The sequence below is a fragment of the Clostridium sp. Marseille-Q7071 genome, assembly GCF_965112025.1.
Map to the genome: position 1 here is coordinate 893007 of NZ_CBCOPR010000001.1, position 21678 is coordinate 914684.

The following is a 21678-nucleotide window of genomic DNA, read 5'->3' on the forward strand; positions in this document are numbered from 1 at the left end:
TAAGTGTCTTTACTGAACTGTTATCTTCATTGGACTATAAAGGATATCTATTTAGATTATAGAATAAAAATATTCGATAATTAATAGATTCTATTTGGTTGTTACAGATAAAAAATGGTAAAACAAATAACCATATTAAAAAAAATCTAAGGATGATTTATATGGGAATTTTTTGATAGATGAAATAACTTTATTAGTTAGATAGATAAAAGAAACTTAGAAAAAAGTTAAGGAGGAATACAATGGATAAATCAGAACAATTAGGAAAAGAAAGTATAGGGAAATTATTATTAAAATTTTCTATACCAGCAATAATAGGTATGCTTGTTAATGCATTTTATAATATAGTAGATAGAATATTTATAGGGCGGGGAGTTGGAGAAATAGCTCTTTCTGGAGTTACAATTACCTTTCCAGTTTCAACAATTATTATGGCTTTTGGTATGCTTATAGGTATAGGTGCTGCAGCGTTAATATCCATAAGGCTTGGACAACAAAAGGAGGGTGAAGCAGAAAAGATATTAGGAAATGCTTTTACTTTAATAGTAATTATAATGATTTTGCTTACAGTAGTATCACTAATATTCTTAGAACCTATGCTCAAAATTTTTGGTGCAAGTGATGTAACATTACCTTATGCTAAAGATTATGGTTATATTATATTATTAGGAGCTATTCTTCAAAATCTTGGATTTGGGCTAAATGGAATAATTAGATCAGAAGGAAATCCTAAAGTTGCAATGCTTACTATGTTAATAGGTGCTATAACTAACATGATATTAGATCCTATTTTTATATTTACTTTTGGATTAGGAGTTAAAGGTGCTGCAATTGCTACTGTTATAGGTCAAGGATTAAGTGCAGTTTGGGTAGTATTCTATTTCACTAAAGGAAAAAGCGTATTAAAGTTAAAAATAAGTAATATGAAGTTAGATATGAAAGTAATAAAAGAAACATTTTCAATAGGAATGGCACCATTTTTTATGCAACTGGCTGCAAGTTTAGTTACAGTGATTTCAAATAATGCATTAGTAACTCACGGTGGAGACGTTGCAGTAGGTGCTATGGGAGTTATATCTAGTGTATCAATGGTAATACTTATGCCTATATTTGGTATAAATCAAGGTTCTCAACCTATAATAGGATATAACTATGGTGCTAAAAGTTATAATAGAGTTAAAGAAGCTCTAAAATATGCTGTAATAGCTGCTACTGCTATAACAACAATAGGGTTTTTATCAATACAATTATTTGCACCACAAATAATAAGATTGTTCAATAAAAATCCAGAACTTGTATCAATAGGTACTAAAGGACTAAAAACTTTTATGTTTATGCTTCCTATTATTGGATTCCAAATAGTTAGTTCCAACTATTTTCAAGCTGTTGGAAAGGCAAAAGTTGCAATGTTCTTAAGTCTATGTAGGCAAGTTATAACTTTAATCCCATTATTATTGATAATTCCACCTATATTTAAATTAAATGGGGTATGGTATTGTGGACCAATATCAGATTTTATATCTTCTTTTATAACAGCAATATTTTTAATGAGAGAAATGAAGCATATAAACAAATTGAGTAAAGAAAAAGCTATATCTTATGAAATGGATGATGAAGTAGCTGTAGACAGTATAGAATAGTACTTAGAGGAATATAGTTAATATAATATGTTAATAATTAAGAGGGTAGCAATATATAGATTTCTTAGTCAGGAATTTAATTTATATAATAGTTTAATTTCTATAATAAAAGTTATTTTATAGAAATTTTATTTTAAAGATATACTTTAAATTTTTATATAGAGTCTCCATATTGCTATCCTTTATTAATTTTTATTAGTATGATATATTTTAATAATGATTATTTTAAAATATAATAAATTGTATAAATTAATTGTTTATTATATAGGCTTATTACAGGGTGGTGGCAATATTGAGTTTCAATAGTGAAAGTAGCATTGGATTTTTTGATTCAGGTATAGGAGGATTAAGTGTATTAAAAGAAACAATAAAAGTATTACCTAATGAGAATTACATATATTTTGGAGATTCAATAAATGCTCCTTATGGAATAAAAAATGTTAGTGAGGTTAAAAGATTAACTTTTAATGCAGTAAAATTTTTATTAAGTAAAGATGTAAAAGCTATAGTCATAGCATGTAATACTGCAACTAGTGCAGCTATAGAAGAGTTAAGAACACAATATGCTCATATACCTATAATTGGAATAGAACCAGCACTTAAGCCAGCAGTAGAGCTAAATAGAGAAGGTAGTATAGTGATTATGGCAACACCTATGACATTAGCAGAAAGAAAATTTGCTAAGCTTCAAGGAAAGTATGAGGAAATAGCTAATATTGAACCACTTCCTTGTGCAGGACTAGCAGAGATTATTGACGAAGGAAAAATAACAGGGCAAGAAATTCATAATTATCTTGTAGATAAATTAAAAGAGATAGAAAATATGAAAATAAGTTCTATTGTTTTAGGTTGCACTCATTATCCTTTAATAAAGGAAGAAATTACAAAGGTTATAGGAAATGAAATTCCAGTAATTGATGGAAGCTTAGGAACTTCAAAGCAGCTAAAAAGGATTTTATCTTCAAAAAAAATATTAAACACAAATAACTCTAAAGGTAATGTTGAAATTTATAACTCATTACAGTCACAAAAAATAATTGATTTGAGTTATGGATTATTAGAGATTTAGAAAGGAAGTCTGTTTATATAAAATAAAGTTTTGTATAAAGAGACTTTCTTTCAGTTATTTACTAAATATCCTTAACAATATTTAGTAGTTATTCATACCCTATATTATAAAATAAAACTTAGGTGTCTGAAATAAAATAACTAGTCAAAAATGATGACCTATTTTGTATTAGCCAGGTTGACGTGACTAGAGGTTTCTGTTGACAAGATATAGCAGAAAATAGGTTGTCATAATGATCAATTATTTTTTGAAGATGACTTATAGAAATAAGGTGATTAAAGGTGAAAATATTTAAATTTCGCAAGGAGAAAAACTACAAAGCTCATGATAAAGTAATAGAGCTTGATTTGGATAAGGAAAAGGAATTTAGGTATATTACAATAACCAATCCTATAGATAGTAATAGACTATATATAATAAGCAATATAATGTTAAATAATATTAATAAAAATAATGAATTATACTTTTATGGATATGATAGTAGCAAGGGATTAGAAGGCAGTAGTAAGGAAGGGGTTTTAGATATAAAATCAAAAATTCATGAAGGAGATAATAAGGACAAGTTATTATTATATAAGTCAAAAATTAATAACCATAATAATCTAAGCCTGCTTGGCGAGGATTATTTTATTGTTTTACCTGGGGGTACATTATCAATTGAATTTTCTAATTATGATAAAGATTTATCAGTAAAGGTAGCCGTAGAAGAAGAGGAAATATAAGGCGTCTGAAATAAAATAACTAGTCAAAGATACAACGTATATTTTGTGTGAGAGAAGGAAATATAGTCCGTTCATAGTTGAGCTATCAGGGTGTTATGTTGACGTAGTATTATGCAAAATAGGCTAGAATACTGCCTAGTTATTTTTTTGAAGATGACTATATTTAATTATAAATTAAGCCTACGAAAAAAGTTTATATGTGACTGAATAAAAAAGAGTAAAATTATATAGAGATTCAGAAGCTGTATGATTATCTGGGAATATAATAAATATTTTACCAAGTCATATAGCTTTTTTAGAAAAAATTTAAAACAATATAATTAATACTTATAGAGTTAATAATTATGGATATAATTTAAATACAAAGGTTATAAATCACAAAGTTTTAAAATTATATAATTTATTATAATATTTCTATGATATAATCTGATTAATAAATTATATAAGGCATCTTCAAAAAAATAATAAACCAGTATGTTAGTCTATTTTTCATCATACTGCGTTGTCAGATATGAGGTATATACTAACATCTTTAATTTATTATTTTATTTTAACTGCCTAAAAGGAGAGATAAGAATGGGAAATCCAATGGTTACATTTAAAATGGCAAATGGAAAAACAATGAAAGCTGAATTATATCCAGAAACAGCACCTAATACAGTTAAAAATTTTATAAGTCTTGTTAAAAAAGGTTTTTATAATGGACTTATATTTCATAGAGTAATACCAGGATTTATGATTCAAGGAGGATGTCCTGATAAAAGTGGAATGGGTAATCCAGGGTACAGAATAAAAGGAGAATTTTCAGCTAATGGTTTTGCAAATGATTTAAAACATACACAAGGAGTATTATCAATGGCTAGAACTGCAGTGCTAGATTCAGCTGGATGTCAATTCTTCATAATGGTAGCTGATTCACCTCATCTTGATAGACAATATGCTGCTTTTGGTAAACTTATAGAAGGCCAAGATGTAGCAGATGAAATTGTTAATGTAGATAGAGATTTTAGAGATAAGCCATTAGAAGATCAAGTTATGGAAGAAGTTACAGTTGAAACCTTTGGTATAGAATATGATGAACCTGAAAAATTATAATTAGTCATGTGAAATAAAATAACTAGTTATAAATATTTAGGATATTTCATATCAAATAAAGGCATTGATATTTGTAATATTAGTGAACATAGTATAATGTAAAACATCATAACTGGTTATTTCTAAATATGACTGGAATGGAGAGTAGGTATGAGTAGTTTAAATGATAAAGTAATTTTAACTTATGCATTATCTGATGATGAAGTAGAAATACTTAATAAAGAGTTTGAAGGTAAAGTTGATTGTAACTGTATAGTGATAAAAGAAGCTATGGGTGACTCAAAAATTAAGGATATTCTAAATGGAGAATCTAAAGAAGACGATGAATTTACAATGCCTTTAGAGAAAACAATAATATTTAATAATTTTCCACCACAACAGCTTCAAGCTTCAGTTAAGAAAGTTAGGGCTATTTTAGAATCTAGACCTATACTTGCAACAGTAACTCCAATATCAATAAATTGGAGATTTCATAAGTTATTGGAACATTTAGTAGAAGAAAGAGAGCAATTTAAAAACTCTACAAACAGAAAATAGCAAAAAATCCTCTATGTTAACTCTAGAGGATTTTTTTATTTATGATAGAATATATCTATAGCTAAATTTCAAGTTTAAGAGAGGTATATAACATGAGCAAAGTAGGAGAGAACATTAAAAGAGCTAGAAATGAAAAAGGTATGAGTCAAAAACAATTAGCCAAAAAGCTTGGAGTTTCTGAAAGTTTTATTAATGAAGTAGAAAGTGGAAGAAAGGTAATAAATGAAAAGCTAATTGAAAGAATAGGTAAAGTATTAGGAGGAGATATTCAGAATATGACTTCTATGTTCCAAAATATTGCCTATGAAGAGAGTAAGAATGAAAGTGTTGCTCCAAAGAATAAAGCTCCTGAAACTGTTAAGGATGTATGGAATGATGCTTTTGGCTCAATTTTAAAAACTATAGGAATATACAAATATGATCTAGATAAACCTATAGCAAATCGTCAAATGCCTATAATATCTAATAAAATAGAGGGACATAATTCAGATAAAGTTTTATTTATTGAAATAGAAAATGATGATTTAATGGGCTTTAGAATATGCAAAGGAGATATAGCTTTTGCAAATTTAACTACAGAAATAGAAAACAATGCTATATGTTTAATTGACTATAATGGTGAGAGAGTTTTAAGACAAATTAAAAGATTAGATAGTAATAAAGTTTTATTAATAAGTAATAAGGGAAGTCTTAGAACAGAAACACTAGGAGTAAAAGATATAAAAGTTATTGCGAAATTAAATAGAGTGGAAATTATGCTTTAATAAATAAAAAACTAGCAATATATGCTAGTTTTTTTTCACCTCTGGGGAACTTAATCAATGGAAAATTGAGAATGGAGAATTGACGATTATGGTTGAAATTAATTTTACAAATTAATTTCTTCAAAAATTCTTTATTGTCCATTGTCAATTTTCAATTGTATAAGGGTGCAGTATAGTTTGGAATAATACTAATAAACTTAACTAATATTATGGAGATAGTACAGCTGCTAGTTTTTATCGGAATTCATTTCGTAGCTTCAAAAATAATTAATTTTAAATTTCTCAGCCAAAGCTAAGAAATATCCACAATTGTGAATTATGCATTGTGAATTATGAATTGAAACATATAACAAAGCAGTTATATTTGGATACCAATTGAACTTTAAGATAGTACATTTATACAAAAAAAGTCATGATTTAATTTTCTCTCTCATAACATATTAAGTGAAGGAGTGTTTTTAGGGAGGGATTATTACGGAAAGAGTTAGTGGAAGATTAAATTTATTTTTGAACCTACCCAGAGGAATTAGAAATAGAGTAGCACAAGTTTATAGGGAACTTGAGATAAGTGAGGATAGGATTGAATTAGTAGTTTTATATGGTGAGAGTGAACCAATTGTTAGAGAACAAGTGGAAGCCTTAGGAGGTACCCTTGAAGATTTAGGCTATGGTTTTGGAATTATAACCGTAAGTTTTGATAAAGTTCTTGATGTGGGAAATATACCACAAATAGATTATATGGAAATTCCTAAAAGTCTATATATTAATTCAGAAGTTAGCAATAGAGCTATTTGTCAGCCAGCGGCTCGATTAGTTTATGGACTTACTGGTAAAGGAGTTTTAATAGGATTTATAGACTCTGGTATAGATTATACTCATCCTGCTTTTATAGATGCAGATGGCAATACAAGAATTGATTATATTTATGATTTGGCTGCTAATAATGTAGTATACAATAGTACAGACATTAATAATGCATTAAAATCTCCAGATCCCTTTAATATAGTTCCTCATGTTGATACAGCAAGGCATGGTACTCACGTAGCTGGGATAGCTTGCGCTGGTGGTAATATACCTCCACGATATTATGGTGTTGCTCCTGAAAGTTCCATAGCTATGGTTAAGCTTACAAGAGAGATAATGGGGGGATATACAAAGAGTACTCAGCTTATGAGGGGAGTAAAATTTTTAATAGATAGAGGCAGAGAACTTATGAAGCCTTTAGTTATAAATTTAAGTTTTAGCACTAACGATGGAGCTCATGATGGAAATAGTTTACTTGAAAGGTATATATCAACAGTATGTGACCTTGAAAGAATAAGTTTTATTGTTGCAGCAGGAAATGAGGGGGATAAGGCACATCACGTATCTGGAATTTTAGCCTTAGAGAATAGGGTGGATGTAAGTATTGGGGCCAATGAGACAGCAGTAATATTTCAATTATATAAATCTTTTATAAAAGATATTAGCATAGAATTAATAGCACCTAATGCTTCAAGAAGTGGGATTATACCACTGATTAGAAATTATGTAGAAGGAAATATAAGAAACGATTATTATTATATTTTTAATTCTGGACCAACTCCTTTTAATATATCTGGAGAAATAGTTATAAGTTTAGTAGGACAAAATCAATTTATTTCTCCAGGTACTTGGTCTATTATCATATATTCTAGAGAAGTTAATGAGGTTACTACCTTTGATATGTGGCTTCCAATAACTGAAGGATTAAATATAACTACTAGATTTTTAGAACCATCAGTTTTTAACACAGTAGGAATTCCTGGTACTGTACAAAACGTTATTACAGTAGGTAGCTATAATCCTATTACTGGAACTATATCTAGTTTCTCAGGAAGAGGACCAGCGGATAGGTGTGTAATTAGACCAGAGATAGTTGCACCAGGAGAAAATATAGAAGCACCAGTACCAGGAGGTGGTTATGATTCACTATCAGGAACATCTATGGCTGCTCCACATGTGGCAGGTGCTGCCGCAATGCTTATGGAATGGGGATTAATACAAGGAAGAGACTCATATATGTATGGAGAGAGGTTAAAGTATTTTTTGCTTAAAAGTGCTACTAGAGATAGACCGCTTGTAATTTATCCAAATGAAAGTTGGGGATATGGAACACTATGTATAAGTAATGCATTAGAAACTTGGCTAGAAGAAGCACCTGTAAGAAGTATAGATATGAGTAGAGAAATACCCATACTAACTCCACCTTCTCCTGGTTGTAGGGAGTTATATTTAGATGAAAACTATGAAACCTTTATGGTGGAATATAATGGAGATATAATAAGCGAACTTGACAGATTTGATTATGCTTGTGCTTTTCTTGCAGAACCTTTTTATGCCGTTATATCTGTTCAAAGAGGAAGAAGAGCAGAACTTTTAAGAAATGTTAGATCTATTATAAATGTAGAGAGAACAAAGCTCTATACGCTATCAGTATTATCCCCTGTTGATACTGCTAATATTTCTCAGTTTCATGAAAATCCTTATTTAAATTTAAGAGGTAGAGGAGTAATAGTTGGAATAATTGATACAGGAATTGATTATTTAAATATCGAGTTTATGACTGAAGATGATAGAACTAGAATAGTGAGCATATGGGATCAAACAATACAGGCAGGGACGCCGCCAGAAGGATTTGCTTATGGTACAGAGTATTTAGATACCCAGATAAATGAAGCAATTGCTGCTAGTTTTAGAGGAGAGGATCCATATGCTATTGTACCTTCAAGAGATGAAAATGGTCATGGAACAGCAGTTGCTGGTATTGCAGGAGGAAGAGGGAGAGCTGGTGTAACTGGTGCAGCACCAGATTGTCAATTTGCAATAGTTAAATTAAAACAGGCTAAAAGGCTTACATTAGAAGAACGTGGAGTGATTTTTCCTGTTGATATTCCAATATATCAAACTACAGATGTAGTATTAGGACTAAGCTATTTAACTTCTATTCAAAGAAAATTAAATAGACCTATGGTAATTTGTGTGCCTATAGAAACAAATTATGGTGGACATGATGGTAGTGCTATTTCAGAAAGATTTATTGATTACTTTTCAATAACAAGAGGAATTGTTGTTGCAGGTGCAGGAAATCAAGGAGCTAGTGAAACTCATGTTAGTGGTAGATTTAAAAATACAGGAGAAACTCAAATAATAGAACTTAGTGTTGATTCAAATCAAGTAGGGTTAGAAATAAATATATGGTGTAATCAGCCAGATAAGGTATCTGTAGGTATAATATCTCCAAGTGGAGAAGTGCTAGAAAGAGTTCCAGAAAAACTACAAGGAGTAGAAGATATAAGGTTTATACTTGAAGGCACTACTGTTTCCATAACCTACTATTTGCCAGAAGATATTACTGGTGATGAACTTATTAGCATAGTGATGAGGAACGTTACAGGAGGTATATGGCAAATAGAATTAATAGGTGATTCTATAGTTGATGGCAGGTATAATGCATGGATATATCAAAGAGCTCTTTTAAAACCAAATACCAGATTTTTACGTCCTGATGCAGATATTACATTGACTATACCTTCTACTAGTAGAAGTGCAATTGTAACAGCTTATTATGATCAAGACAATAATACCATAGTGACTTCTTCAGGAAGGGGATATACAAGAGATGGTAGAATTAAACCTTCCGTTGCTACAGGTGGAGTTGATGTATTAACCACTAGACCAGGTGGGGGTACTACCACAGTCACAGGATCAAGTGCAGCTACAGCAGTATTATCTGGTGCAGTAGCATTAATATTACAATGGGGAATAGTAGAAGGAAACAATACCACTTTATACGCTTCAGAAATTACAACTTATCTTATTACTGGAACTAGAAAGAGACCAGGAGATATTTATCCTAATAAGGCTTGGGGATACGGTATGTTAGATTTAGCTGGAGTATTTAGAAATATAAGATCACTTGGATTACCCAAAAATTTTGGAAATAAAGAAATAGTTGAGTTTTCAAAAGAGGTATCAATAAGTATACCAGAAAATATTTATCATAGATTAAAGTAACAATAATATTTACAGTGGGAGGGGGTATAGTGAAAAATCAAAAAGAAAATATTAGAGAGTCTAATATTGATATTAATGGATGTGGAAAATTATATTTAAACGATGAATATGAACATTATATAGCTGACTATAACGGAGATATATTAGAAGAAATTAATAAAATAGATTATGCTTGTGCGTTTTTAGCGGAACCTTTTTATGCAATATTGTCTGTAAAAAAAGGTAGAGTATGGGACTTGCTAGAAGATGTAAAATCTATTGTAAGTATAGATGTAGATAAGTTGTATACGCTTAATGCAATGTCTCCTATTGATACCTCTAATGTTTCAGATTTTTATAAAAATCCTTATTTAACACTTAGAGGAACGGGAGTAATTGTAGGGATGCTTGATACAGGTATTGATTATTTAAATAAGGAATTCATGACAGAAGATAATAAAACTAGAATATTAAGTATATGGGATCAGACAATTCAAACTGAAAATCCACCAAAGAATTTTGATTATGGAACAGAATATTCTATGGATCAAATTAATGAAGCTATTAGCGCACAGAGTAGAGGAGAAGATCCTTATAATATTGTACCGCAAAAAGATGATATTGGTCATGGTACAGAAATAGCAGGTATCATTGGAGGTGCTGGACGGCAAGGAGTAAGAGGGGCTGCACCAGAATGTGAATTTGTAATAGTAAAACTTAAAGAAGCTAATAGGAGTCTTATGCTTGATTATCCACAGGTTAATGTATCTATACCAGAATATCAAAGTTCAGATATAGTTTTAGCATTAAAATATTTATATGATATTCAAGCTAAATTAGATAAACCTATGGTGATATGTATAGCTTTAGGAACTAATTATGGAGGGCATGATGGTAGCTCTGTAGTAGAAAGATTTATAGATTATTTTTCTCTTAGGAGAGGCATTATAGTAGTTGGCGGTACTGGAAATGAAGGAGATGCAGCAAATCATACTAGTGGGAAAATTTCTCAAAATGATGAAATAGAAATTATAGAACTTAGTATGGCGGATGATCAACTGGGGATGGAGATGAATATCTGGTTTAATAAACCAGATAGAGTCACAGTTGGAATAGTTTCGCCAAGTGGAGAAGCATTGGAAAGAGTTCCTCATAAGATAAAAGGGGCACAAGGAGTGAAGTTTGTACTTGAACAAACACTAGTTACAGTGACATATAATTTACCAGAAGATATTATAGGGGATGAACATATATCAATTTCTTTTAGAAATGTTAAAGGTGGTATATGGCAAATAAGACTTATAGGAGATTATATAGTTCACGGAACATACAATGCTTGGATATATCAAAAAAAGTTTTTAAAACCAGGAACAAAATTTTTAAAATCTGATCCATACTGTACACTAACTCCTCCTTCTACAAGTAAAAGCATAATTGTTACTTCATATTACAATCAAAATAATAACACAGTTGTAGCAGAATCAGGCAGAGGATACACAAGGGATGGTCGTGTAAAACCAGTGGTTACTACTGGAGGAGTTAATGTAATTACTACTAAGGTTGGAGGAGGAACAACTATAGTTACTGGATCTAGTGCGGCCACCGCAGTTTTAACTGGAGCAGTAGCATTAATATTACAATGGGGTATAGTTGAAGGAAATAAACCTACTCTGTATGCACCTACAGTAATAACATATCTTATTTCAGGAACTAAAAGGAGAAGTGGAGAAATCTATCCTAATCCAATATGGGGATATGGTATGTTAGATTTAAATGGGGTATTTCAAAATATACGCTGCATTAATAATGATTTAAATAAAAATGAAGAAGTAGAGCGAAATGTAGAAGAATTTACTACAAATATATTTGTACAGATACCAAAAGAGGTTTATACAAGAATGAATATTAAGGCTCTTTAATTACCTTATAGATATAAAATCAGGAGGTATTTGTTTATGAAAGAGCATAGAGAAAATATAGATGAAATGCAAGAAGACTTAAACACGAATATATTACAATGTGGAGAAAGGTATTTAAGCGAAAATTATGAAAGTTATATTGCAGAATATAATGGAGATGTTATAAACCAGCTCAATCAAATAGATTACGCTTGTGCATTTATGGTAGGAAACTACATGATAATAGTAATTGTTGAAAATGGGAGATTAAATGATTTATTAAGAGATGTACCAGCTATAGTATATATAGAAAGGGATGATTTATATTCTCTTACTCAATTATCCCCTATTGATGCTGCTAATATTTCTAATTTTCACGCAAATTCATATTTAATACTGCGAGGTACAGGTGTAGTTGTAGGGATGTTAGACACAGGTATTGATTATTTAAATAGAGAGTTTATGACAGAAGATAATAAAACTAGAATAATAGGCATATGGGACCAAACAATACAAGAAGGACCACCTCCAGAAGGGTTTGCTTATGGAACAGAATATTCTAGGGAACAAATAGATGAAGCTATAAGTGCTCAAAGTAGGGGAGAGGATCCATATTCTATTGTGCCTTCAAGAGATGAAATTGGCCATGGAACTGAAATTGCAGGAATTATTGGTGCAGGAGGGCGCGAGGGAGTAACAGGAGCGGCACCAGATTGTGAATTTTTAATTGTGAAACTTAAGGAGGCTAATCCAGCCCTTTTACGGCAATTTCCGCAAGTTAATGTGGAAATACCAGAATATCAAACTAGTGATATACTTTTAGCATTAAAATATCTATATGATACTCAGAGAAAACTAAATAAACCTATGGCTATATGTATAGCCTTAGGTTCAAACTATGGAGGTCATGATGGAAGTGCTAGGATAGAAAGATATATAGATTATTTTTCAGTTAGAAGTGGAATAGCAGTGGTAGGAGGTACTGGAAATGAAGGAGATGCGGCAAATCATACCAGTGGAATATTTACTGAAAGTGGAGAAGTCAGAATAATAGAGCTACAGGTAGCTGATAATCAACTTGGAATAGAAGTAAACATCTGGTTTAATCAACCGGATAGAATGTCTGTATCAATCATTTCTCCAAGTGGAGAAATCTTAGAAAGAATTCCAGAGAAGGTGAAAGGAGTAGTAACCGTAAAGTTTACATTTGAGGGAACTACTGTTACATTATTATATGATTATCCAGAAGATATTACAGGAGATGGGCGTATATCTATTGGTTTTACAAATGTTAGAGGTGGAATATGGCAAATAGTTTTAACAGGAGACTATATAGTTGATGGAAGATATAATGCTTGGACTTATCAAAAAAATTTTTTAATGCCAGGAACAAAGTTTCTAGAACCAGATCCATATATTACTTTAACTATTCCTTCAACAAGCAGAACTATAATTGTTACATCTTATTATAATCAATTTAATAATACAGCAGTTGCCCTTTCAGGAAGAGGATTTACAAGGGATGGCCGTGTAAAACCATCAGTTGCTACTGGAGGAGTTAATGTAGTTACCACTAAGCCAGGAGGAGGAACAACTATTGTTACTGGATCAAGTGCAGCTACTGCAGTTTTAACAGGAGCAGTTGCATTAATATTGCAATGGGGTGTAGTAGAAGGAAATAATCCAGCATTATATCCACCTAAAATAAATACATTTCTTATAGCTGGAACTAGAAAAAGACCAGGTGATATTTATCCTAATCCAGTATGGGGATATGGAATGTTGGATTTAACTGGAGTATTTCAAAATATTCGATCTCTTGATGTTTCTTCAATGCGCTCTAATAAAAATAAAGAAAATTTAGTTGAATTTACCAAAAATGTATTTATAAATATACCTGAAAATACTTATACAAGGTTAGACTAATGCTCTTTAAATAACCTTATATATAAGATAAGGAGGGTTTAGCTCATGAAAGAGCATAGAGAAAATATAAATCAAGCTCAAGAGGCTCCAAATAATAACTTATTACAATGTGGAAATTTGTATTTAAATGATAACTATGAGAGCTATGTTGTTAGTTATAATGGCGATATTGTAAGCGAACTTAATAATATAGATTATGCTTGTGCTTTTATTGTAGGATTTAATATGGCGGTAGTTGTTGTTGAGAGAGGAAGAGTAAATGAATTAAGAAGTATATCTAAGACAATAGTGTATTTGGAGAGAGATGAATTATATTCTCTTACTGAATTATCTCCCATTGATACTTCTAATATTTCTAATTTTCATGAAAATCCTTATTTGACATTGCGGGGTACAGGGGTAGTTATAGGAATGTTAGATACAGGAATTGATTATTTAAATAAGGAATTTATTACAGAGAACAATGAAACAAGAATAATAGAAATGTGGGATCAAACAGTACAAGATGGACCACCGCCGCAGGGATTTCCTTATGGAACAAGATATACTAGAGAACAAATTAATGAAGCTATTAGTGCACAAAGTAGAGGGGAAGATCCTTATGCTATTGTACCTGAACAAGATATTATTGGTCATGGAACAGGGGTTGCAGGTATTATTGGAGCAGGAGGCTGGGCAGGAGTAACTGGAGCAGCACCAGAGTGTGAGTTTGTAATTGTAAAACTTAAGGAACCAAATAAAGCTGTTTTGCAATTATTTCCTGCAATAGCGGCAACTGCTCCACAATATCAAACTAGTGATGTGCTTATGGCATTAAAATATTTATATGAATCTCAAAGAAGATTAAGTAAACCTATGGTTATATGTATAGCACTAGGGTCAAATTACGGAGGCCACGATGGAACTGCTCGTGTAGAAAGATATATAGATTATTTTTCATATAGAAGTCAAATTGCAGTAGTTGGTGGAACTGGAAATGAAGGTGACGCATCAAATCATACTAGTGGTAGATTTACACAAACTGGAGAAACTATAATAGTTGAATTACAGGTAGCTGATGATCAAATAGGAATAGAGGTAAACTTTTGGTTTAATCGACCAGATAAGGTATCTGTAGGAATAATTTCACCAAGCGGTGAAGCTTTAGAAAGAGTTCCAGAAGAAATAACAGTAATCACAGATTTAAAATTTACATTAGAAGGCACTACTGTTTCCATATTATATGATTATCAATTTGATATTTCAGGTGATGAGCGTGTATCTATTGAATTTAATAATGTTAAAGGAGGAATATGGCAAATAGTATTGATAGGAGATTATATAGTTGATGGAAGATATAATGCCTGGACTTATCAAAAGTTTTTTTTAAGACCAGGAACAAAGTTCTTAAAACCAAATCCATATACTACTTTAACCAATCCTTCAACAAGTAGAGAAATAATTGTTACATCTTATTATAATCAATTTAATAATACAGCAGTAGCACTTTCAGGAAGAGGGTTTACAAGAGATGGTCGTATAAAGCCATCAGTTGCTACTGGAGGGATTGATGTGCTTACAACTAAGCCTGGAGGAGGAACAACTACTGTTACTGGTTCTAGTGCAGCTACTGCAGTTTTAACAGGAGCAGTGGCATTAATAGTACAATGGGGTATAGTTGAAGGTAATAATCCTGCATTATATCCACCTAAAATAAATACCCTTCTTATATCTGGAACTAGAAAGAGACCAGGAGATATATATCCTAATCCTGTATGGGGATATGGTATATTAGACTTAGTAGAAGTATTTAAAAATATTCGCTCTCTTAATAATAGTTTAAATAAAATTCATAGGAATAAAAATGAGATAGTGAAGTTTAGTAAAAATATATTTATAAAAATACCAAAGGAAATTTATACAAGGTTAGAATAATGCTCTCTAGATAACCTTATGGATATAAGATAAGGAGGTTCTATTTATGAAAGAGCATAGAGAAATTATAGATCAAACTCAGCAAACTCCAAATAATAATTTATTACAATGTGGAAATTTGTATTTAAATGATAATTATGAGAGCTATGTTGCTAGTTATGTTGGTGATATTATAAGTGAACTTAATAACATAGACTATGCTTGTGCTTTTATTGTAGGATTTAATATGGCGGTAGTTGTTGTTGAAAGAGGAAGAGTAAATGAATTAAGAAGTGTATCTAAGACTATAGTGTATTTGGAAAGAAATAATCTATATTCTCTTACTGAATTGTCGCCTATTGATACTTCTAATATTTCTAACTTTCATGAAAATCCTTATTTGACGTTACGGGGTACAGGTGTAGTTATAGGAATGTTAGATACAGGGATTGATTATTTAAATAAAGAATTTATTACAGAGAACAATGAAACAAGAATAATAGAAATGTGGGATCAAACAGTACAAGATGGGCCACCGCCACAGGGATTTCCTTATGGAACAAGATATACTAGAGAACAAATTAATGAAGCTATTAATGCACAAAGTAGAGGAGAAGATCCTTATGCTATTGTACCTGAACAAGATATCATTAGTCATGGAACAGAGGTTGCAGGTATTATTGGTGCAGGGGGACGCGCGGGAGTAACTGGAGCAGCACCGGATTGTGAGTTTGTAATTGTAAAGCTTAAAGAGGTTAATCCAGCTGTTTTAGCACAATTTCCCAAAATAGAGACAACTGCTCCACAATATCAAACTAGCGATGTGCTTATGGCATTAAAATATCTATATGAATCTCAAAGGAGATTAAGTAAACCTATGGTTATATGTATAGCTCTAGGCTCAAATTATGGAGGTCATGATGGAACTGCTCGTGTAGAAAGATATATAGATTATTTTTCATATAGAAGTCAAATTGCAGTAGTTGGTGGAACTGGAAATGAAGGGGATGCAGCAAATCATACTAGTGGTAGATTTACACAAACTGGAGAAAGTATAATAGTTGAATTGCAGGTAGCTGACGACCAAATGGGGATAGAAGTAAACTTTTGGTTTAATCGACCAGATAAGGTATCTGTAGGAATAATTTCTCCAAGTGGGGAAGCTTTAGAAAGAGTTCCAGAAGAAATAACAGTAATTACAGATTTAAAATTTACATTAGAAGGAACTACTGTTTCCATATTATATGATTATCAATTTGATATTTCAGGTGATGAGCGTGTATCTATTGAGTTTAACAATATTAGAGGAGGAATATGGCAAATAGTATTAATAGGAGATTATATAGTTGATGGAAGATACAATGCATGGACTTATCAAAAACTTTTTTTAAAACCAGGAACAAAGTTCTTAAAACCAAATCCATATATTACTTTAACTAATCCTTCAACAAGCAGGGAAATAATTGTTACATCCTATTATAATCAAGGTAATAATACAGCGGTGGCTCTTTCTGGAAGAGGATTTACAAGAGATGATCGTATAAAGCCATCAGTTGCTACTGGAGGAATTGATGTGCTTACAACTAAGCCTGGAGGAGGAACAACTACTGTTACTGGTTCTAGTGCGGCTACTGCAGTTTTAGCAGGAGCCGTAGCATTAATAGTACAATGGGGTATAGTTGAAGGTAATAGTCCAGCGTTATATCCAGTTAAAATAAATACTCTTCTTATATCTGGAACTAGAAAGAGGCCAGGAGATATATACCCTAATCCTGTATGGGGGTATGGTATATTAGACTTAGTAGAAGTATTTAAAAATATTCGCTCTCTTGATAATAGTTTAAATAAAATTTATAGGAATAAAAATGCGATAGTAGAGTTTAGTAAAAATATATTTATAAAAATACCAAAGGAAATTTATACAAGGCTAGAATAATGCTCTCTAGATAACCTTATGAATATAAGATAAGGAGGTTCTATTTATGAAAGAGCATAGAGAAATTGTCAGTGAAATTCAAGAAGAATTAATAATTGATTTGCCACAATGTGGTAAATTGTATTTAGATCCTGAATATGAAAGCTACATTGGAGAATATATTGGAGATGTGGCAGGTCAACTTAATAAAGTAGATTATGCTTGTGCACTGGTTGTTGGCGAATTTACAGTAATAGTAATTGTTAAAAGTGGAAGAGTAAGTGATCTATTACGTGATGTACCAGCTATAGTAAATTTAGAGAGAGATGAATTATATTCTCTTAGTATATTATCACCTATTGATACAGCTAATATTTCTACTTTTCATGGAAATGCTTTTTTAACTCTACGAGGGACAGGAGTAGTTATAGGGATGTTAGACACAGGAATCGACTACTTAAATAGAGAGTTTATGACAGAAGATAATAAAACTAGAATAATAGGAATATGGGATCAAACCATACAAGAAGGACCAGCTCCAGAAGGATTTCCTTATGGAACGGAATATTCTAGAGAACAGATAAATGAAGCTATCGCTGCTCAAACTAGAGGAGAAGATCCTTATGCTATTGTTCCTCAAAGGGATGATAATGGACATGGAACTGAAATAGCAGGAATTATTGGTGCAGGAGGTCGCGCAGGAGTGACAGGAGCAGCACCGGATTGTGAGTTTTTAATTGTTAAGCTTAAAGAGGCTAGTAAAAGTCTTACAGAACAATTTCCGCAAGTTGCTGTAACAATACCAGAATATCAAAGTACCGATATACTTTTAGCGCTGAAGTATTTATATGATACTCAAAGAAAGTTAAATAAACCTATGGCTATATGTATAGCTTTAGGTGCAAATTATGGAGGACATGATGGAAGTTCTCGAGTAGAGAGGTATATAGATTATTTTTCTGTTAGAAGTGGAATAGCAGTAATAGGTGGTACTGGAAATGAAGGAGATGCTGCAAATCACACTAGTGGTTCATTTACAGAAAGTGGAGAAACTAGAATAATTGAACTACAAGTGGCTGATGATCAACTTGGAATAGAAGTAAATATATGGTTTAATCGTCCAGATAGAATTTCTGTAGCAATTATTTCTCCAAGTGGAGAAATACTACAAAAAATTCCAGAAAAATTAAAAGGAGTAGTGACCTTAAAATTTACATTCGAAGGAACTATTGCCACATTATTATATGATTATCCAGAACAGGTCACTGGAGATGGACGTATATCTATTGGTTTTACAAATGTTAAAGGTGGAATATGGCAAATAGTTTTAGTAGGTGAATATATAGTAAATGGAAGATACGATGCATGGACTTATCAGAAGGATTTTTTAAGACCGGGAACAAAATTTTTAGAGCCAGATCCAGAGATTACTTTAACTATCCCTTCAACAAGCAGAACTATAATTGTTACTTCTTGTTATGATCAAAATACTGGTACAATTGTAGCAACCTCTGGGAGGGGATTTACAAGAGATGGACGTGTAAAACCAGCAGTTACTACTGGAGGAATCAATGTACTTACCACCAAAGTTGGAGGGGGAACAACTGTTATTACTGGATCTAGTGCAGCTACTGCAGTTTTAACTGGAGCAGTAGCATTAATATTGCAATGGGGTGTAGTAGAAGGTAATAATCTAGCATTATATCCACCTAAGATAAATACTCTTCTTATATCTGGTACTAGAACAAGACCAGGGGATATTTATCCTAATCCAAGCTGGGGGTATGGTATATTAGATTTGAATAGAGTATTTCAAAATCTTCGCTCTTTTGATGAAGATTTAAATAGAAATATAGATAAAAAGAATAATGTAGCGACATTTACTAAAAATGTAATTGTTCGTATACCTAAAGAACTCTATAATGTATATGAAAAAAATAACTAGTTAAAGGTGAAAAGTATATCTTATGTTAAACATGTCAACAGGTTTCCATGATAGCTCAGCTATCATGGGGTTCTGACGAGTCAGTATGACATAAAATATATACGTATACTGACTAGTTATTTTTTAATACATCTAATTATTAAATATAAAAGCTAGATAATACCTTTAGTATAAATTAAGTAATTATAATTTAATAAATATTGCAATTAATATTTATAACTTTCTGTGAAAACAAGTTGTATGAATTAAATTTATTAATAATATGAAAAACAGTTTATTCATATGTTTACATATATTAGCATAAAATATAATTGAAGCATTTTAATTAAGGAGTATTTATATGGCTGATACAGGCAAAATAATGGTTAATGTCTATAGACAAAATAGTTATGTTCCAATTACTGGTGCCAAGGTGACAATAACTCCAGTAGGAGGAGAAACGAGACAGGAGATTGTACTAACAACTAATAGTGTCGGGCAAACAGAATCTGTTGAAGTAAGTGCACCACCTATAGAGCTTACAATGGACCCACAACAAGCTGAAATGCCTTATAGTCTTTGGAATATAAACGTTGAAGCAGAAGGATATGAGCCAGTAACTGTAGAAGGGTGTCAAGTATTATCTGAAACTACATCTATACAAAATTTTAACCTAGCAAATTTATCTAGAAGCGATAGAGAAATACAGATAGGAAGAGTAATAATTGTACAGGATATAACTTTGTTTGGAAATTTTCCACCTAAAATTCCTGAAGATCCTGAGAAACCTTTGCCACCTCCACCAACCGGATTTGTGGTATTACCTGAACCAATAATACCTGAATATATAATAGTTCATGCAGGTGCACCAACTAATCCAGCAGCACCAAACTATAGGGTGCCATATAAAGATTACATCAAGAATGTTGCAAGTTGCGAAATATATGCAACTTGGCCAGAAAGTACAATAAGAGCTAATATATATTGTATAATATCTTTTACATTAAATAGAATTTATACTGAATGGTATAGAGGCAAAGGATATAATTTTGATATTACAAATTCCACTGCTTTTGACCATGCATTTACTTATGGAAGGAACATCTTTGACAGCATAGATAGGATTGTTGATGATATATTTGCAACTTATATTAGAAGGAGAGGAGCAAAGCAACCGTTATTAGCTCAGTATTGTGATGGGCAAAGGGTTAAATGTCCAGGATGGTTGACACAATGGGGAAGTAAATTTTTGGGCGATCAAGGAAGAATACCATATGAAATCTTAACTAATTTTTATGGAAGTGATATTGATTTAGTTAGAGCTGAAAGAGTAGCAGGAAGTCCACAATCGTATCCAGGTTATACATTAGGAATTGGCACTACTGGAGAACCAGTAAGAGTAATTCAAACTCAATTAAATAGAATAGCACAAAATTATCCTTTAATACCTAAAGTAGCAGTGGATGGAGTATATGGACCTACCACTGCAGAAAGTGTTAGAGTATTTCAAAGTATATTCAATCTTCCACAAACAGGAACGGTAGATTATGCAACTTGGTATCAAATATCAAATATATATGTAGGCGTTACTAGAATTGCTGAATTGAGAAGTAGTATGGGCATAGACTCTAGGGAGGCTAGAACCTTAGAAGAAGAATTAAATAGAAGTAGCACATCAATATTTATTCCGCCTACACCATATAAAGGAATATGGAATGTACCAAGATTGGAATATCCAATGGATTAAAATAAATGAGAATGTTTGCGAAAAATGCAGACATTCTTATTTATTTTAATATACTAGGCTAAAAACAAGTATTAATATAGTGTAAATGCAAAATAAGGCATGATTTTTATCATGCCTTATTTTTTCGGGATTATTGGGATTGATTTATTAAAGTTTATCATAGTAACTATTATTTATATCTTTACAGCTAAGATTTAAATCGGCTTAATTGCAAAGATATTTAAGAGAAAGCCTTGGAATATTTATATAAGTTTATAATTCAAATTATTTCCCAATAGAATAAAATCTGTAAAATAATACTTGGGGAAGTGATTAAAAAACACTTACAGAATTTTATCCAATGCATAATAGCTACAATATAAAAACATTTCAATAATATTATTTTAATAGGATTTTATTATATAATTCTTATAAGAAGATTAAAATTTGATGAATAAGCCATAAAGGTTATCTTTACTTATACAATCTTGATTGAATCTTGTAAGCAAAGGTTTGAAGTTCTTCGTTCAAAATATTTAATCCTCTTTCAATTTT

The 21678-nt window shown here is 31.4% G+C and carries 13 protein-coding genes; all 13 read left to right on the forward strand.

Annotated features, from left to right (window positions below):
- The first annotated feature begins 242 nt into the window (after nucleotides 1–242).
- The 13 genes from ACWPW7_RS04185 to ACWPW7_RS04245 all read left to right on the forward strand — a co-directional run bounded on the left by ACWPW7_RS04185 (nucleotide 243) and on the right by ACWPW7_RS04245 (nucleotide 21144).
- Nucleotides 243–1640, forward strand: coding sequence for an MATE family efflux transporter (locus ACWPW7_RS04185; protein ID WP_454052510.1), 1398 nt, complete (start codon nucleotides 243–245; stop codon nucleotides 1638–1640).
- A gap of 292 nt (nucleotides 1641–1932) precedes the next feature.
- The gene (murI, locus tag ACWPW7_RS04190; protein ID WP_454052511.1) at nucleotides 1933–2709 is read left to right on the forward strand and encodes a glutamate racemase; all 777 of its coding nucleotides are present in this window, start codon (nucleotides 1933–1935) and stop codon (nucleotides 2707–2709) included.
- A gap of 281 nt (nucleotides 2710–2990) precedes the next feature.
- On the forward strand, nucleotides 2991–3431 hold the full coding sequence (locus ACWPW7_RS04195; protein WP_291567926.1) for a hypothetical protein: 441 nt from the start codon (nucleotides 2991–2993) through the stop codon (nucleotides 3429–3431).
- Nucleotides 3432–4007: 576 nt separating this feature from the next.
- Nucleotides 4008–4526, forward strand: a complete 519-nt coding sequence (locus ACWPW7_RS04200) for a peptidylprolyl isomerase (RefSeq protein ID WP_454052512.1) — start codon at nucleotides 4008–4010, stop codon at nucleotides 4524–4526.
- A 150-nt stretch (nucleotides 4527–4676) separates the two neighbouring features.
- Complete coding sequence (locus tag ACWPW7_RS04205) at nucleotides 4677–5063, forward strand: DUF3783 domain-containing protein (RefSeq protein ID WP_454052513.1); 387 nt, start codon at nucleotides 4677–4679, stop codon at nucleotides 5061–5063.
- A 92-nt stretch (nucleotides 5064–5155) separates the two neighbouring features.
- A complete protein-coding gene (locus ACWPW7_RS04210; RefSeq protein ID WP_454052514.1) occupies nucleotides 5156–5827 on the forward strand; it encodes a helix-turn-helix domain-containing protein in 672 nt (223 codons plus the stop codon).
- Between the two features lie 471 nt (nucleotides 5828–6298).
- Complete coding sequence (locus tag ACWPW7_RS04215) at nucleotides 6299–9862, forward strand: S8 family serine peptidase (RefSeq protein WP_454055466.1); 3564 nt, start codon at nucleotides 6299–6301, stop codon at nucleotides 9860–9862.
- A 29-nt stretch (nucleotides 9863–9891) separates the two neighbouring features.
- Nucleotides 9892–11760 (forward strand): S8 family peptidase, encoded by a 1869-nt coding sequence (locus tag ACWPW7_RS04220; RefSeq protein ID WP_454052515.1) that lies wholly within the window; start codon nucleotides 9892–9894, stop codon nucleotides 11758–11760.
- A gap of 36 nt (nucleotides 11761–11796) precedes the next feature.
- On the forward strand, nucleotides 11797–13665 hold the full coding sequence (locus ACWPW7_RS04225; protein ID WP_454052516.1) for a S8 family peptidase: 1869 nt from the start codon (nucleotides 11797–11799) through the stop codon (nucleotides 13663–13665).
- A gap of 45 nt (nucleotides 13666–13710) precedes the next feature.
- Nucleotides 13711–15579, forward strand: coding sequence for a S8 family peptidase (locus ACWPW7_RS04230; RefSeq protein WP_454052517.1), 1869 nt, complete (start codon nucleotides 13711–13713; stop codon nucleotides 15577–15579).
- 46 nt (nucleotides 15580–15625) lie between these two features.
- A complete protein-coding gene (locus ACWPW7_RS04235) occupies nucleotides 15626–17494 on the forward strand; it encodes a S8 family peptidase (RefSeq protein ID WP_454052518.1) in 1869 nt (622 codons plus the stop codon).
- A gap of 46 nt (nucleotides 17495–17540) precedes the next feature.
- A complete protein-coding gene (locus ACWPW7_RS04240; protein WP_454052519.1) occupies nucleotides 17541–19418 on the forward strand; it encodes a S8 family peptidase in 1878 nt (625 codons plus the stop codon).
- A gap of 340 nt (nucleotides 19419–19758) precedes the next feature.
- Entirely contained in the window at nucleotides 19759–21144 is a 1386-nt protein-coding gene (locus tag ACWPW7_RS04245; RefSeq protein WP_454052520.1) for a peptidoglycan-binding domain-containing protein, read from the forward strand.
- Nucleotides 21145–21678: the final 534 nt, after the last annotated feature.

Bases quoted from the DNA above. Each gene is read 5' to 3' on its own strand.
- ACWPW7_RS04185 (WP_454052510.1), top strand. From the start codon at position 243: ATGGATAAATCAGAACAATTAGGAAAAGAAAGTATAGGGAAATTATTA.
- ACWPW7_RS04200 (WP_454052512.1), top strand. From the start codon at position 4,008: ATGGGAAATCCAATGGTTACATTTAAAATGGCAAATGGAAAAACAATG.
- ACWPW7_RS04205 (WP_454052513.1), top strand. From the start codon at position 4,677: ATGAGTAGTTTAAATGATAAAGTAATTTTAACTTATGCATTATCTGAT.
- ACWPW7_RS04210 (WP_454052514.1), top strand. From the start codon at position 5,156: ATGAGCAAAGTAGGAGAGAACATTAAAAGAGCTAGAAATGAAAAAGGT.
- ACWPW7_RS04225 (WP_454052516.1), top strand. From the start codon at position 11,797: ATGAAAGAGCATAGAGAAAATATAGATGAAATGCAAGAAGACTTAAAC.
- ACWPW7_RS04230 (WP_454052517.1), top strand. From the start codon at position 13,711: ATGAAAGAGCATAGAGAAAATATAAATCAAGCTCAAGAGGCTCCAAAT.
- ACWPW7_RS04235 (WP_454052518.1), top strand. From the start codon at position 15,626: ATGAAAGAGCATAGAGAAATTATAGATCAAACTCAGCAAACTCCAAAT.
- ACWPW7_RS04240 (WP_454052519.1), top strand. From the start codon at position 17,541: ATGAAAGAGCATAGAGAAATTGTCAGTGAAATTCAAGAAGAATTAATA.
- ACWPW7_RS04245 (WP_454052520.1), top strand. From the start codon at position 19,759: ATGGCTGATACAGGCAAAATAATGGTTAATGTCTATAGACAAAATAGT.